The 15,147-nt window shown below is 61.5% G+C and carries 16 protein-coding genes; 10 read left to right on the top strand and 6 right to left on the bottom strand.

The features are described 5' to 3' along the window. The first annotated feature begins 35 nt into the window (after positions 1-35). Together JFU48_RS15100 and JFU48_RS15095 are read left to right on the top strand one after the other, a co-directional pair. Positions 36-2,789: a response regulator gene (locus tag JFU48_RS15100; RefSeq protein WP_003227166.1), complete on the top strand. Its 2,754-nt coding sequence runs from the start codon at positions 36-38 to the stop codon at positions 2,787-2,789. A gap of 83 nt (positions 2,790-2,872) precedes the next feature. After that, a complete protein-coding gene (locus JFU48_RS15095; RefSeq protein ID WP_201136853.1) occupies positions 2,873-3,862 on the top strand; it encodes a 2-hydroxyacid dehydrogenase in 990 nt (329 codons plus the stop codon). Positions 3,863-3,873: 11 nt separating this feature from the next. Here JFU48_RS15095 and JFU48_RS15090 read toward each other — a convergent pair whose 3' ends face one another. Then, positions 3,874-4,326: a hypothetical protein gene (locus JFU48_RS15090; protein ID WP_201136852.1), complete on the bottom strand. Its 453-nt coding sequence runs from the start codon at positions 4,324-4,326 to the stop codon at positions 3,874-3,876. A gap of 133 nt (positions 4,327-4,459) precedes the next feature. Here JFU48_RS15090 and JFU48_RS15085 point away from each other — a divergent pair, with 133 nt between their 5' ends. Continuing rightward, entirely contained in the window at positions 4,460-4,894 is a 435-nt protein-coding gene (locus tag JFU48_RS15085; RefSeq protein WP_103485460.1) for a hypothetical protein, read from the top strand. Next, entirely contained in the window at positions 4,894-5,298 is a 405-nt protein-coding gene (locus JFU48_RS15080) for an META domain-containing protein (RefSeq protein ID WP_003227175.1), read from the top strand. Before JFU48_RS15085 ends, JFU48_RS15080 begins: the two co-directional genes overlap by 1 nt. Positions 5,299-5,471: 173 nt before the next feature. On the opposite strand, the gene JFU48_RS15075 is transcribed toward JFU48_RS15080, so the two are convergent. After that, a complete protein-coding gene (locus JFU48_RS15075) occupies positions 5,472-5,939 on the bottom strand; it encodes a TlpA family protein disulfide reductase (RefSeq protein ID WP_103521843.1) in 468 nt (155 codons plus the stop codon). Between the two features lie 114 nt (positions 5,940-6,053). On the opposite strand from JFU48_RS15075, the gene arsC reads away from it, so the two are divergent. From arsC to JFU48_RS15060, 3 genes are read left to right on the top strand one after another with little or no spacing between them, the layout of a single operon-like run. After that, positions 6,054-6,407, top strand: a complete 354-nt coding sequence (arsC, locus tag JFU48_RS15070; RefSeq protein WP_201136851.1) for an arsenate reductase (glutaredoxin) — start codon at positions 6,054-6,056, stop codon at positions 6,405-6,407. Beyond that, positions 6,404-7,000 carry an NAD(P)H:quinone oxidoreductase gene (wrbA, locus tag JFU48_RS15065; RefSeq protein WP_003227181.1) on the top strand — a complete coding sequence of 199 codons (597 nt, stop codon included), beginning with the start codon at positions 6,404-6,406 and terminating at the stop codon, positions 6,998-7,000. The genes arsC and wrbA overlap by 4 nt, the downstream gene beginning before the upstream one ends. A gap of 2 nt (positions 7,001-7,002) precedes the next feature. After that, positions 7,003-7,428: a DUF2069 domain-containing protein gene (locus JFU48_RS15060; protein WP_201136850.1), complete on the top strand. Its 426-nt coding sequence runs from the start codon at positions 7,003-7,005 to the stop codon at positions 7,426-7,428. Between the two features lie 113 nt (positions 7,429-7,541). On the opposite strand, the gene JFU48_RS15055 is transcribed toward JFU48_RS15060, so the two are convergent. After that, a complete protein-coding gene (locus JFU48_RS15055) occupies positions 7,542-8,216 on the bottom strand; it encodes a DNA-3-methyladenine glycosylase I (protein WP_003227185.1) in 675 nt (224 codons plus the stop codon). 133 nt (positions 8,217-8,349) lie between these two features. Continuing rightward, positions 8,350-9,174: a tRNA 2-thiocytidine(32) synthetase TtcA gene (ttcA, locus tag JFU48_RS15050; protein ID WP_007968702.1), complete on the bottom strand. Its 825-nt coding sequence runs from the start codon at positions 9,172-9,174 to the stop codon at positions 8,350-8,352. A 444-nt stretch (positions 9,175-9,618) separates the two neighbouring features. Between ttcA and JFU48_RS15045 the strand changes: the two genes are divergently transcribed. Together JFU48_RS15045 and JFU48_RS15040 are read left to right on the top strand one after the other, a co-directional pair. Then, the gene (locus tag JFU48_RS15045; RefSeq protein WP_003227189.1) at positions 9,619-10,221 is read left to right on the top strand and encodes a Yip1 family protein; all 603 of its coding nucleotides are present in this window, start codon (positions 9,619-9,621) and stop codon (positions 10,219-10,221) included. Positions 10,222-10,369: 148 nt separating this feature from the next. Further along, the gene (locus JFU48_RS15040) at positions 10,370-10,864 is read left to right on the top strand and encodes a SprT family zinc-dependent metalloprotease (protein WP_003227192.1); all 495 of its coding nucleotides are present in this window, start codon (positions 10,370-10,372) and stop codon (positions 10,862-10,864) included. Between the two features lie 110 nt (positions 10,865-10,974). On the opposite strand, the gene JFU48_RS15035 is transcribed toward JFU48_RS15040, so the two are convergent. After that, positions 10,975-12,156, bottom strand: a complete 1,182-nt coding sequence (locus JFU48_RS15035; RefSeq protein ID WP_201136849.1) for a CaiB/BaiF CoA transferase family protein — start codon at positions 12,154-12,156, stop codon at positions 10,975-10,977. A 257-nt stretch (positions 12,157-12,413) separates the two neighbouring features. Continuing rightward, positions 12,414-13,748, bottom strand: coding sequence for a dicarboxylate/amino acid:cation symporter (locus JFU48_RS15030; RefSeq protein ID WP_103485454.1), 1,335 nt, complete (start codon positions 13,746-13,748; stop codon positions 12,414-12,416). A 351-nt stretch (positions 13,749-14,099) separates the two neighbouring features. Here JFU48_RS15030 and JFU48_RS15025 point away from each other — a divergent pair, with 351 nt between their 5' ends. After that, complete coding sequence (locus JFU48_RS15025) at positions 14,100-15,098, top strand: AraC family transcriptional regulator (protein ID WP_103485453.1); 999 nt, start codon at positions 14,100-14,102, stop codon at positions 15,096-15,098. Positions 15,099-15,147: the final 49 nt, after the last annotated feature.

Here is a 15,147-nt window from a genome sequence, read left to right as displayed (position 1 = left end):
AGAGTCAACAGTTCAGCGGGATGCAGGAGATGGGTGTGCTCAAGAAACTGGGAATCAAAGGTCGCGTATTGTTGCTGACCCTGTTGCCGACCAGCCTGATGGCATTGGTTCTCGGTGGTTATTTCACCTGGATGCAACAGTCCGACCTGCAGACCCAATTGATGCAGCGCGGCGAGATGATCGCCGAGCAACTGGCGCCGCTGGTGGCGCCCGCCATGGGCCACGGCAACACCGATCTGCTGGAACGCATCGCCACCCAGTCTCTCGAACAACCCGACGTGCGTGCCGTCACCTTCCTCGCCCCCGACCGCACACCGCTGGCGCACGCCGGTCCGACCATGCTCAATCAGGCGCCCAGCGGCGACAGTGCGCAACTGCAACGGCGCAGCGGCAATGACGCCACCCGTTACCTGATGCCGGTGTTCGGCAAGCATCGCAATCTTGCCGGCGACGTGATTCCGCAAGAGTCCGACCGTCTGCTCGGCTGGGTCGAACTGGAGCTGTCGCACAACGGCATGCTGCTGCGCGGTTATCGCAGCCTGTTTGCCAGCCTGCTGTTGATTGCCGCTGGCCTTGCCGGCGCGGCCCTGCTCGCATTGCGCATGGGTCGCACCATCAACCGCCCGCTGAGCCAGATCAAACACGCGGTCGCCCAGCTCAAGGACGGTCATCTGGAAACCCGTCTGCCACCGCTCGGCAGTCAGGAACTGGACGAGCTCGCCTCGGGCATCAACCGCATGGCCGGCACGCTGCAGAACGCTCGCGAAGAACTGCAGCACAGCGTCGATCAGGCCACCGAAGACGTGCGCCAGAATCTGGAAACCATCGAGATCCAGAACATCGAACTGGATCTGGCACGCAAAGAGGCGCTGGAGGCGAGCCGGATCAAATCCGAGTTCCTTGCCAACATGAGCCACGAGATCCGCACGCCGCTCAACGGCATTCTCGGTTTCACGCATCTGTTGCAGAAAAGCGAGCTGACCCCGCGCCAGCTCGACTATCTGGGCACCATCGAAAAGTCCGCCGACAGCCTGCTCGGGATCATCAACGAGATCCTCGATTTCTCGAAGATCGAGGCCGGCAAACTGGTGCTCGACCATATTCCGTTCAACCTGCGCGACCTGTTGCAGGACACCCTGACCATCCTGGCGCCGGCAGCCCACGCCAAGCAATTGGAGCTGGTGAGTCTGGTCTATCGCGACACGCCGCTGTCGCTGGTCGGTGACCCGCTGCGCCTGAAGCAGATCCTCACCAATCTGGTCAGCAATGCGATCAAGTTCACCCGCGAAGGCACTATCGTCGCCCGCGCCATGCTCGAAGAAGAACACGAAGACAGCGTGCAACTGCGCATCAGCATTCAGGACACCGGCATCGGTCTGTCGAGTCAGGATGTGCGCGCGTTGTTCCAGGCGTTCAGTCAGGCCGACAACTCGTTGTCGCGCCAGCCTGGCGGTACCGGTCTGGGTCTGGTGATTTCCAAGCGCCTGATCGAACAGATGGGCGGCGAAATCGGCGTCGACAGCACCCCCGGCGAAGGCTCGGAATTCTGGATCAGCCTGAGCCTGCCCAAAGCCCGCGACGACACCGAAGACCTGCCGGCCCCGCCGCTGCTCGGACGCCGTGTGGCGGTGCTGGAAAATCACGAATTGGCGCGCCAGGCCTTACAGCATCAACTGGAAGACTGCGGCCTCGACGTCACGCCGTTCAATACGCTGGAGAGCCTGACCAACGGCGTCACCGGCGCGCACCAGACCGATCAGGCCATCGATCTTGCGGTGCTCGGCATCACCAGCAACGACATGCTCCCGGAGCGTCTGAACCAGCACATCTGGGATCTGGAGCACCTGGGCTGCAAAGTACTGGTGCTGTGCCCGACCACCGAACAGACGCTGTTCCATCTCTCGGTACCGAACCCGCATAGCCAGTTGCAGGCCAAACCGGCCTGCACGCGCAAACTGCGCCGGGCGCTGGCGGATCTGGCCAACCCGCGCCAACCACGTAGCGAACCGGGCGAACCGCTGTCGAGTCGCGCGCCGAAAGTACTGTGCGTCGACGACAACCCGGCCAACCTGTTGCTGGTGCAGACCCTGCTCGAAGACATGGGCGCCAAGGTTCTAGCCGTAGAAAGCGGCTATGCGGCGGTCAAAGCGGTGCAGAGCGAATCCTTCGATCTGGTGCTGATGGACGTGCAGATGCCGGGGATGGACGGACGCCAAACCACCGAAACCATCCGCCAATGGGAAAGCGAACGGCATTGCACGCCGCTGCCGATCGTCGCCCTCACCGCCCACGCCATGGCCAACGAAAAACGCGCCTTGCTGCAAAGCGGCATGGATGACTACCTGACCAAACCGATCAGCGAGCGGCAACTGGCGCAAGTGGTGCTGAAATGGACCGGTCTGGCCTTGCGTAATCAAGGCCCGGAGCGCGCCAGCGACAGCGCAGCAGGCAGCAATGAGCTGCCGGTGCTCGACCATGAGGAAGGCCTGCGCCTGGCCGCCGGCAAGGCGGACCTTGCCGCCGACATGCTGGCAATGCTGCTCGCGTCGCTGGAAGCCGACCGCGAAGCGATTCGTGCCGCCAGCGAAGCCCGTGATCAGAACGCATTGATTGAGCGCGTGCATCGCCTGCACGGTGCGACCCGATATTGTGGCGTGCCGCAATTGCGCGCGGCCTGTCAGCGCAGTGAAACCCTGCTCAAACAGGGCGATCCCAAAGCCGTGGCAGCGCTGGAAGAGCTGGAGCGGGCGATCAATCGCCTCGCCACTCAGGCCAGGATCAGCGCCTGATCCACGGCAATGCCGGCAGCGGCATTCGTCGTTAAAGTGGTGGCCGTCAACGCTGACTCGCCACCCCGTTCCAGGAGGAATTGATGCGCACGATCGTCTTCAGCAGCCAGACCTACGACCGCGACAGTTTCCTCGCCGTCGATTGCCCGGCCGGAATAGAACTGCACTTTCAGCCGGCCCGGCTCAGTCTCGACACCGCCGCCCTGGCCGAACAGCACGAGGTGGTCTGCGCCTTCATCAATGACGATCTCAGTGCGCCGGTGCTGGAGCGGCTGGCGGCCGGCGGCACGCGGCTGATCGCGCTGCGCTCGGCGGGCTACAACCATGTCGATCTGGTCGCGGCGAAACGCCTCGGGCTGTCCGTGGTGAGGGTGCCGGCCTACTCGCCGCATGCGGTGGCCGAACATGCGGTGGCGTTGATTCTGGCGCTCAATCGGCGCCTGCACCGTGCCTACAACCGCACCCGCGAAGGCGACTTCACGCTGCACGGCCTGACCGGTTTCGATCTGGTGGGCAAGACCGTCGGCATCGTCGGCACCGGGCAGATCGGCGCGACCTTCGCGAAAATCATGCACGGCTTCGGTTGTGAGTTGCTGGCGTACGACCCGTATCCAAACCCCGAGGTTGTGGCCTTGGGCGCGCGTTATCTGAGCCTGCCGGAATTGCTCGCGCAGTCGCGGATCATCAGCCTGCACTGCCCGCTCAACGCGCAGAGCAAACACTTGATCAACCGTGAGTCACTGGCACATTTGCAACCGGGGGCGATGCTGATCAACACCGGACGCGGCGGTCTGGTGGACACACCCGCGCTGATCGACGCCTTGAAGGACGGCCAACTGGGCTATCTGGGACTGGATGTGTATGAGGAAGAGGCGCAGTTGTTTTTCGAGGATCGCAGCGACTTGCCGTTGCAGGATGATGTGCTGGCGCGGCTGCTGACCTTCCCGAATGTGATCATCACCGCGCATCAGGCGTTTCTGACCCACGAGGCGCTGGGCGCGATTGCCGCGACCACCCTGCACAACATCGCGACCTGGGCTGCAGGCGCGCCGCAGAACCAGGTCGAAGGCTGAGGATTACCGGCTTATTTCGGCGACAGCGACGAGGCCAGGATCAGCAGGGCCAGCCAGCCGAAACCGAAAAAACGCTGCTTCATCGAATGACCGTTACGCAGCAGGAACCAGACAAAGACCATCGGCAACAGAAACACCATGATCTTCAACCAGCCTTCCACCGGACGAGAACCGTCGGCGTTGGGCTGAAGTTGAGGGGTTGGCTCGGGCTGCCGACGACGGCGACCGACTGCTGCCGGTGTCACTTTCGGCTCGGGCTCCGGGGCTGGCGGCGGGACGAAGGCTTCAGGCACGGACTTGTTGCGCGGCAGACTGCCAAATGAAATCGTCGTCGCGGCAGCGGCGACCGTCGCCTGCTGCGGATTGTGCCCGTGTTGCTGCGCCATCGGAGCACCACAATGAATGCACGCCTTGACTTCAGAGCTGATGCTCCGCTTGCATTCATAACATTCGATCAGCGCCATGTTCCGTTCCCTCAGATTGAAGGGCGGCAGTTTGCCATGAGCGCCGAGCAATTTGAACCGGATCGAAGGTCGCACACGTACGCCATCCTGCAATCCTGCCCGTGCTAGCATGTCGCGCAGATTTGGAGGACCCATGGTCGAACACGATTTCCGCTACACCCTGATGAACCCGCAACACACCCTCACCGAATGCCGCGCCCTCGTACCGGGCCGCTATCAGGTCACCGGCAACGGTGGCTCGATCCGTAACGGTGACGTCCTGTTGGTCACCCTCAAAGGCAGCAAGGATTTGTCCATGCGCCTGACCGTCGACTCCGTGCGCCACCTGATCAATCCGCCGGGCCAATGGACCGCGATGACCACGGGCCCGGTATTCGGCGAACTGGCAATCCACACCTGGCAGGTCAACTGCGACAGCTGCGCCAAAGAGCTGAGCTTCGAGTTCGCGGTGGACGCCAAGCTGGGCAAGACTGCCGAGAAACCGGCCGCCACGGCGCGCATCGCCGAGCTGGGCTGGAAAGCCGTCGGCGACAAACACCTGTGCCCGAAATGCCAGGAGCCTGCGTGATGAAACGCCTTGCCCTGCCCCTGTTGGTCGGTGCCGGTCTGGTGGGCTGCGCCGCAGAGCCAGTGCAGTTGCAACAGAACCGCAGCTACATTCTGGAGTGGATCGGCGAGCGGCCATTGATGGATTACAGCCACCTGACCGTGACCCTCGGTGACGATGGCCGCGCGTATGGCAATGGCGGCTGCAACCACTGGTTCGCACCGTACACCCTCGAGGGTGACAAGCTGAGCTTCGGCCCGATCGGCAAGACCCGCAAACTCTGCGCCCCGGCGCTGATGGAGCAGGAACAACGCTTCCTGCAGGCGCTGCAAGGCGTGGAACGCTGGGACATCTCGCCGATCGAGCAGATGCGCTTCTGGCCGGCGGAAGGCAAGCCGTTGCGCTGGTGGCTGGAAGAGGGTTAACCCCCTTAGACGCACACTGAGGTTACTGTGGCGAGGGAGCTTGCTCCCGCTCGGCTGCGCAGCAGTCGCAAAACCGTTAACCGCGCGTTGCCGGAGACACCGAGTCAGCAGGTTTTGGGGCCGCTTCGCGGCCCAGCGGGAGCAAGCTCCCTCGCCACAAAAGCCCATTCAACTCACTTTGTCGCCTGCAACGCCTCCAGCTTGGCCATCACCCCCGCCGCCGTCTGCTCGCCCATCAGTTGCTCACGCACCTTGCCCTTGTTGTCGATGATGTAGGTCACCGGCAAGGCCTCACTGCGCGGCAGGTCGAACAGGTCCGCCGGATCCTGCGCCAGTACGGTGAACTTGATGCCCAGCTTCTCGCTGGCGCTCTTCAGGTCTTCACCCTGCACGTTGTCGAAGTTGACCCCGAACACCCCGATGTTCTTGCCTTTCAACTCATCAGCCAAATGATTGAGTTCAGGAATTTCCGTGCGGCACGGGCCACACCATTCGGCCCAGTAATTGATGACTACCCATTGCTTGTCCAGACGCTCGGACGCCACCTTCTGACCATTCTGGTCAATGCCGTAGTCATTCCCGCAGCCCCCCAGCATCAACGCCCCGATTATCGTCAATGCTGCTGCCAATCGCCGTGTCATGTCGTGTTCCCTGGTCAAAAATTGGATGCGCCTGCGACCCATCGCCTCTGAAGGTTCTGGATTGCGCGCTGCACAGTTAGAATAGCCGCCACTTTACGCCAGAAGCGACCCGCCATGACCGATCTGACGCTTTATCACAATCCGCGCTGCTCGAAATCCCGCGGCGCACTGGAACTTCTCGAGGCCCGTGGCCTGACCCCGAACGTGGTGCGTTACCTGGAAACGCCGCTGGACGCCGCGCAGATCAAGGCCTTGCTCGGCAAGCTCGGCATCAGCGCACGGCAACTGCTGCGCACGGGAGAAGATGAATACAAAATGCTTCAGCTGGCGGACACGAGCCTCAGCGAAGCCCAACTCATCGCCGCCATCGCCGAACACCCGAAACTGATGGAGCGGCCGATTCTCGAAGTCGGCGACAAGGCCGTGATCGGCCGTCCTCCGGAGCAGATCCTGGAGCTGTTGCCGTGAGCGCGCCATACATTCTGGTTCTGTATTACAGCCGCAACGGTTCGACCAACGAGATGGCCCGGCAGATCGCCCGCGGTGTCGAGCAGGCCGGCCTCGAAGCGCGCCTGCGTACCGTGCCGGCGATTTCCACCGAATGTGAGGCGGTCGCCCCACAGATCCCGGAAGAAGGTGCGCTCTACGCCACCCTCGACGATCTGAAGAACTGCGCTGGCCTCGCACTCGGCAGCCCGACGCGTTTCGGCAACATGGCCGCACCGCTCAAGTACTTCCTCGACGGCACCAGTAACCTTTGGCTGACCGGTGCACTGGTCGGTAAACCGGCCGGCGTGTTCACCTCCACCGCCAGCCTGCACGGCGGCCAGGAAACCACCCTGCTGTCGATGATGCTGCCGCTGTTGCACCACGGCATGCTGATCACCGGCCTGCCGTACAGCGAGTCCGCGCTGCTGGAAACCCAGGGCGGCGGCACGCCGTATGGCGCCAGTCATCACGCTGGCGCCGATGGCAAGAAAGGTCTGGATCAGCACGAGATGGCGCTGTGTCGCGCACTCGGCGCCCGCCTGGCGAAAACCGCGCAAAAACTGGAGGGCTGAGGGTGGCGAAGAAGGCGAAAATCCTGCCCTCGGTGGAGTGGCTCGAACCCCGCGTCAGGGCGATGCGGGCCCTCAGCCTGCTGTGCTTCTTCGGCCTCGCCGGGCTGCTCGCCGCTTACTACCTGGTATTCGCCGACCTGCATGGCGCCCGACCGTGGGTGATTCTGCTGGTCGAGCTGATCCCGTGGATCGTTCTCGCCCCGGCGATGATCATGGGCAGCGCCCGTGGGCATTCGTGGATGTGTTTTGTGGTGAATCTGTATTTCATCAAAGGCGCACTGGCGGCGTATGACCCGAACCGGCAGCTGTTTGGCGTATTGGAGATGGTCGCGAGCCTGGCGCTGTTCTGCTCGGCGTTGCTGTATGTGCGGTGGCGGTATCAGTTGAATCGCAAGCTGGCTGGCGAGGGCGAGATTTCCGTCGCCTGAGCTGACGCCTTCGCGAGCAAGCCCGCTCCCACAGTTTTTGTGTCGATCACAATATTGTGTTTCAACAAGGATCCTGTGGGAGCGGGCTTGCTCGCGAATGGAGCGATGCGGTCTTAATGATTGACGGTGTAAGCCAGCATCATCGAAATCTGGCTCATCGGCCGTCCACCACTCTGTTCATGCCACTGGTTGAACGCGTTCTGCACAATCGCCAGATCGCGCAGACTGGTCGGCACCTTGTCGACGATCTTCTGCGCATTCAGTGCCGCGACCACGTCATAGCTCGGCACAAAGGTGTCCTTGCCAACCATGCGCAAGAAGCGTGGCGCCGACAGCCCGCCCAACTGATGGCCGTGCTTTTTCAGGTAGGTCCACAGACCGACGATATCGGTCACCGGCCAGTCAGCGATCAGTGCGCCGAAACTGCCCTTCTCTTTCTCCACATCAAGAATGAACTGCGCATTGCGCGGCACGCTCTTGAGCTTGCCCAGGTGGCGAATGATTCGCGCGTCCTGCATCAGGCGTTCGAGGTGCTCGGCGCTCATCAGCACGACTTTTTCCGGGTCGAACTTGAAGAACACTTCTTCGAAGGCCGGCCACTTGGCATCCACCAGGCTGTGCTTGAGCCCGGCACGGAATACCCGCAGGGCCATGGTCGAGAGGTAACGATCGTCGCTGATCTTGCGCAATTGCGCGGGAGTCTTGGGAACGGGCAGATGGGCTTCCAGTTCAGCCGCCGAACCGAAGCGGTTCAGACAGTATTCGTGCAGCCACTTGTAATCGCGCATGCCCTCTCCTATTGAATGAAACGAAGAAACCCATGTGGGAGCGGGCTTGCTCGCGAAGACTGAGTGTCAGTCGGCGCATATAGCGACTGATACACCGCCTTCGCGAGCAAGCCCGCTCCCACCTGGAATGGGTTTACAGATTGACCACGTTGACGAAGCGCGAAGCCGCCGTCTCGTCGATCTTCAGGCTGGTGAAGTCGAACAGGTTGCGGTCGGCCAGTTGCGACGGCACCACGTTCTGCAGACTGCGGAAGATGCTTTCAGTTCGGCCCGGAGTCTTGCGCTCCCAGTCCTGAAGCATTTCCTTGACCACCTGACGCTGCAGGTTTTCCTGCGAACCGCAGAGGTTGCACGGGATGATCGGGAATTCCTTGAAGTCCGAGTAGGCCTGGATGTCTTTCTCGTTGCAGTAGGCCAGCGGGCGGATCACCACGTTACGGCCGTCGTCGGCGCGCAGCTTCGGCGGCATCGCCTTGAGGGTGCCGTTGAAGAACATGTTGAGGAAGAACGTCTCGACGATGTCATCGCGATGGTGACCGAGGGCCATTTTGGTCGCGCCGATTTCGTCGGCGAAGGTGTACAGCGTGCCGCGACGCAGGCGCGAGCACAGCGAGCAGGTGGTCTTGCCTTCCGGCACCAGTTCCTTGACCACCGAGTAGGTGTCCTTCTCGACGATGTGGTACTCGACGCCCAGCTCTTTCAGATAGGCCGGCAGCACATGCTCGGGGAAGCCCGGCTGCTTCTGATCCATGTTCACGGCAACGATCTCGAACTTGATCGGTGCAACCTTCTGCAGATGCAGCAGTACGTCGAGCATGGTGTAGCTGTCCTTGCCTCCGGACAGGCAGACCATGACCTTGTCACCGTCTTCGATCATGTTGAAATCGGCGACCGCTTCGCCGGCCAGGCGGCGCAGGCGCTTTTGCAGTTTGTTCTGGTTGACCGTAAGAGTGCCCATGACGCGAAATCCGTGAGGTGTGACGAAAGGCGGGCATTTTACGCAAAAAACCCGCTGGGGGCGAAGGGCCGTGGGTCTGTCCCTTTCACCCGATCCCCTGTGGCGAGGGAGCTTGCTCCCGCTGCGGTGCGAAGCGCCCCCAAACCTGCAGCCGCTATTTTCCTGACGCACCGAACCGGAAGGATTGGCGACTGCTGCGCAGCCGAGCGGGAGCAAGCTCCCTCGCCACAGAGGTGATCCGGCCTCAACCGTGCAAGACCCTGCCGCGATTACCCCCCGTGTTTACAGCGCGATTTGCTCTAAGCCCCTATCACCTGTGCGGTTAAGTCCTTTCTATACTGCGACATAAGGTCGCACACATCTGAAGACCTGTATTTGCTCGGCCACCTTGGCCCGTAGGCGCTCCGCTGGGGGGCGATGGCAATAACAAGAGGAGTGACTGGCATGATCCATCACGTAGTGGGACTTTTTACCCACCCCGATCAGGAATGGAAGGAAATCCGTGGCGACCAAGAGGAAAGCATCAGCCACATGTACCTGACGCACACGCTGATCCTGGCGGCGATTCCGGCCGTTTCGGCGTTTATCGGCACCACTCAGGTCGGCTGGGTGATCGGCAGCCGCGCGCCGGTGATGCTCACCGTGGAAAGCGCAATCTGGATGACCGTAATGTCGTACCTGGCGATGCTCGGCGGCGTCGCGGTGATGGGCGCGTTCGTGCACTGGATGGCCCGCACCTATGACGCCAATCCGAGCCTGGCCCGTTGCGTGGCCTTCGCCACCTACACCGCGACACCGTTGTTCGTCGGCGGACTGGCGGCACTGTATCCGCATATGTGGCTGGGGATGATCGTCGGCACGGCGGCCATCTGCTACACGGTTTATCTGCTGTATGTGGGGTTGCCGACGTTCATGAACATTCCATCGGACGAAGGCTTCCTGTTTTCCAGCTCGGTGCTGGCGGTGGGTCTGGTGGTACTGGTGGCCATCATGGCGTTCACCGTGATTGTCTGGGGCCTCGGCGTGGGGCCGGTGTATACCAACTGACATGATTCACCCCCGAGAACAACAAGATCTGCCAATACAGGCCGCCGCAAGGCGGCCTTCTCGTATGGCGGATGACCATTCGGCAGGTCAGCGATTCGCAAGTCCGGGAGGTTGCGGCATACTCGACGCCTCTGGAGATCCATCAAGCATGCCCGAGCAACTCAATACCCGCGTCGAAGACTGTTACCAACTCGCTGAAGCCTTTTTCAAACGTCATTTCCAACGCCCCGTCGTCAGCCTCAAGCTGCGCGGGCAAAAAGCCGGTGTCGCGCATCTGCACGAGAATCTGCTGCGCTTCAATCCGCAGCTGTACCGGGAAAACACCGAACACTTCCTCAAGCAGACCGTGGCCCACGAAGTCGCGCACCTGATCGCCCACCAACTGTTCGGCGACCGCATCCAGCCGCATGGCGAGGAGTGGCAACTGATCATGCGCGGGGTTTACGAACTGCCGCCGGATCGCTGCCACACCTACGCAATCAAACGCCGCAGCGTGACCCGCTATATCTACAAATGCCCGTGCGCCGACAGTGATTTCCCGTTTTCGGCGCAGCGCCATAGCCTGGTGCGGCAGGGGCGACGGTATTTGTGCCGTAGATGCCGCAACACCTTGGTGTTCAGTGGTGAGATGCGGGTGGAATAGCCGGTTTGGTGTTGTCGCCGCCGACGCCTTCGCGAGCAAGCCCGCTCCCACAGGGGAACGCATTTCAAAATGTGGGAGCGGGCTTGCTCGCGAAAGGGGCGGCACAGACGCTAGAGAATCACCTTGGCACGCCGCAACTCGGCAATCCGCTCAGCACTAAACCCCAACTCCCCCAACACCTGTTCCGTATGCTGCCCCAACCCCGCACCAACATGCCACGGCGCCGGCAGCGCCTCGGAGAACTTCAGCGGACAGGCAATCTGCGCCTGCGTCGTACCGTCCCCCCGCGGCACCTGGGTCACCAATTCACGCGCCTGCAACTGCGGATGCTGCACCGCCTCGCTCAGGTTCAATACCGGCTCGACACAGGCATCAACTCCGGCAAACAACTCGCACAGCTCGGCAAAGTCGTGCTTCTCGAATTCAACTTTCAACGCCTCCTTCAATAACCGCTGCTGCTCGGGTTTCGGCGACAAGCCCTGCGCCGCCAGCTCCGGCCGGCCCAACGCCGTGCACAGTTGCTGCATGAACGCAGGTTCCAGACTGCCCACCGACAGCCAGCGTCCATCGCGCGAGCGGTAGTAGTCATAGAAGCTGCCGCCATTGAGCATCTGCTCTTCCCAATGCGGCTCCTCGCCACAGGCCAGATACCCGGCACCGGCCATGGCGTTCAGGCTGAAGGCGCAATCGGTCATGCTCACGTCCAGGTGCGTGCCCTGCCCTGTCTGCTGCCGGGCGATAACCGCCGCCAGCAGGCCGATCACGCCATGCAGCGAACCACCCGCGATATCCGCCACCTGCATGCCCAGCGGCAACGGCCCGCTGTCGGCGCGGCCGGTGTAACTGGCAAGCCCGGCCAGCGCCAGATAGTTGATGTCATGCCCGGCGCGGTCCTTGTACGGGCCGGTCTGGCCATAGCCGGTGATCGACACGTAAATCAGCTTCGGGTTGATTGCCTTCAGTGCCTCGTAACCCAGGCCCAGACGCTCCATCACACCAGGACGAAACTGCTCGAGGACGATGTCGTATTCGGCCAGCAACTGCCGGACCACCTCTAGCGCTTCCGGCTGTTTGAGATCCAGCGCCAGACTGCGCTTGTTGCGGTTCAGGTAAGCGTGACTGGCCGACATGCCCTGATCGTGCGGCGGCAACACCCGCAGCAGATCCATGCGCGTCGGTGATTCAATGCGCAGCACCTCGGCGCCCATGTCCGCCAGCAACAGCGAGGCGAACGGCCCCGGCAGCAGGGTCGAGAAATCCAGAATTTTCAGTGAGGCCAGCGGCGCAGACATGGGCGATCTCCTTGGGGGATACACCCAGCCTAGGCAGCGCTGCCGCGCACGGCAATCACCGGATGCATCAGCGGCAGTGACCGTAATGCTCAAATCGCAGGCAATAAAAAACCCCTGTAGCGAGGGGATTTATCCCCGATGGGTCGCGCAGCGGCCCCTTCTTTAGATAGAAAGGGCCTGCTGCGCAGTCCATCGGGGATGAATCCCCTCACCACAAGGGCTCTCAGACTCCAGCATTACACTGGAGCCAATTCAGATTACTTGACGTTGCTCGGAGCCACGCCTTCAGCCACACCCAGGTCATCTTCCGGACGGGTATCCGCGATACCGCGACCGCCCGAAGCCAGCTCGGATTGCAGCACGTCGGTGTCCAGCTCTTTCACCCACTTGGCAACCACGATGGTCGCTACAGCATTGCCGACCAGGTTGGTCAGGGCGCGGGCTTCGGACATGAAGCGGTCGATACCGAGGATCAGCGCCAGACCGGCCACCGGCAGGTGACCGACCGCCGACAGGGTAGCTGCCAGCACGATGAAGCCCGAACCGGTCACACCGGCTGCGCCTTTGGAGGACAGCAACAACACCACCAGCAGGGTGATCTGGTGTGTGATGTCCATGTGCGTGTCGGTGGCCTGAGCAATGAACACCGCGGCCATGGTCAGGTAGATCGCGGTACCGTCGAGGTTGAACGAGTAACCGGTCGGGATCACCAGACCCACTACCGATTTCTTCGCGCCCAGACGCTCCATCTTGATCAGCATGCGTGGCAGTACCGATTCCGACGAAGAAGTACCCAGTACGATCAGCAGCTCTTCACGGATGTAGCGAATCATCTTCAGCACGCTGAAGCCGTGCATGCGGGCGATGGCACCCAGCACGATCAGGATGAACAGCACGCAAGTGATGTAGAAGCAGGCCATCAGTTGACCCAGCTGCACCAGCGAGCCGACACCGTAGGCACCGATGGTGAATGCCATCGCACCGAAGGCACCGATTGGCGCGAGCTTCATGATCATGTTGATGATGTTGAACATCACGTGGGCGAAACGATCGATGAAGTCGAGGATCGGACGGCCGTAGTCACCCAGGCGATGCAGGGCGAAACCGAAGATCACCGAGAACATCAGCACTTGCAGGATGTCACCGGTGGCGAACGCGCCGACGATGGTGGTCGGGATCACGTTGAGCAGGAAGCCGACAACGCTCTGATCAGCACCTTGAGCCACGTAGGTGGCAACTTTCGAAGCGTCCAGAGTGCTGACGTCGATGTGCATGCCGTTGCCCGGCTGCACGATGTTGACCACGATCAGGCCGACCAGCAGCGCGATGGTCGAAACGATTTCGAAGTACAGGAGTGCGTAACCACCGGTCTTGCCGACCGATTTCATGCTTTGCATGCCGGCGATGCCGCTGACCACGGTGCAGAAGATGATCGGGGCAATGATCATCTTGATCAGTTTGATGAACCCGTCACCCAGCGGCTTTACCGCGACACCGAACTGCGGGTAGTAGTGACCGAGTGCAATACCGATGATGATTGCGACGATCACCTGGAAATACAGGGATTTGTACAGTGGCTGACGAGTCGTCATTGCAAGTTTCCTCAAGCGTCCTGCGGGCAACATCCATCTGTCGAGCGCAAAACCTGAATTGCGAACCCTCCTGCACTGGAGGGATTTGTTGTGTCGAGCGGCGCTTCTCCGGCGGGATAGACGCACACTTCTGTCGCTCTTATCGCAAACGCCGTGCCACATTGGTGCAATTCGCTACAAGCCTTTTGATATCAGGGAGTGCAGGGTAATTTTTGTCACTGCCCGGTGACGTAAGTGTGGCGGATTTCCGCCAACTCGTTGGTTCTCGTCCTACAATTTGGCGGAAATCCGCCTTGTTGCCCTGCGCATGCCCCGGCTACCATCCGGCGCCTGAGGAAGGATCTGCCGCTTATGCGCGAACGCACCATCGCCAGCCATTTCGCCCGTGCCGCCCTCGGTGGCGCACGCCGTTCGGGCTTCGACTATTCGCCACTGCTGCAGCGACTGGGCATCAGTCCCGAGTTGCTGGATGAGCCGCGGGCGCGAATTGCACCGGAGCAATTCACCCAACTGATCCAGAGCCTGTGGCTGGCGCTGGATGATGAGTACCTGGGCTTCGGCAACGTACCGAGCAAACCCGGCAGCTTCGCGATGATGTGCCACGCCCTGATCCACTGCCGCAACCTGGAGAAGGCACTGCAACGCGGTTTATTGTTTTATAGCCTATTCCCGGGGGCCCCGCGCCTGGACCTGAGCCGCGAAGACGAATGGGTGCGCCTGAGCCTCGATGATTCGCAGCTATGGGACCCGGATCACTTTCTCAGCGAGAGCCTGCTGGTGATCTGGCATCGGCTCGGCAGTTGGCTGATCGGCCAGCGGATTCGTCTGGAGCAGGCCACTTTCAGTTACCCGAAACCGGCGCACGGTGCCGAGTACGACCTGCTGTTCCCCTGCCCGCTGGTGTTTGCCGAGGGCCAAAGCAGCCTGCTGTTTCACAGCCGCTACCTGCACATGCCGCTGTTGCAGGACGAACGCACCCTCAAGCACTTCCTTGAACGCTCCCCCGCCGACCTGCTGTCACGCCCGGACGACGGCGACAGTCTCAGCAGCCGCCTGCGCCGCTTGCTCAGCCGCGACAGCGCGCACTGGCCGGATCTGGAAGCGGTGGCCGCGCACCTGCACATCAGCCCGCAAACCCTGCGTCGGCATTTGCGTGAGGAAGGCACCAGTTTTCAGGAATTGAAGGATCAGTTGCGCCGCGACATCGCCATTTATCATCTGGGACGGGCGGATCTGTCGTTGCAACAGATTGCCGAGCAGTTGGGGTTTTCCGAGCCGTCGGCGTTTCACCGGGCGTTCAAGAAATGGACGGGGCTGACACCGGGGGCGTATCGGGCGCAGGAGCAGTAAGACCTGCGGTGAACTGACCGGTGCTATCGCGAGCAGGCTCACTCCTACA

Source organism: Pseudomonas sp. TH49, assembly GCF_016650625.1.
GTDB lineage: Bacteria > Pseudomonadota > Gammaproteobacteria > Pseudomonadales > Pseudomonadaceae > Aquipseudomonas > Aquipseudomonas fluorescens_H.
This window is presented reverse-complemented; position numbering and strand designations above follow the sequence as displayed.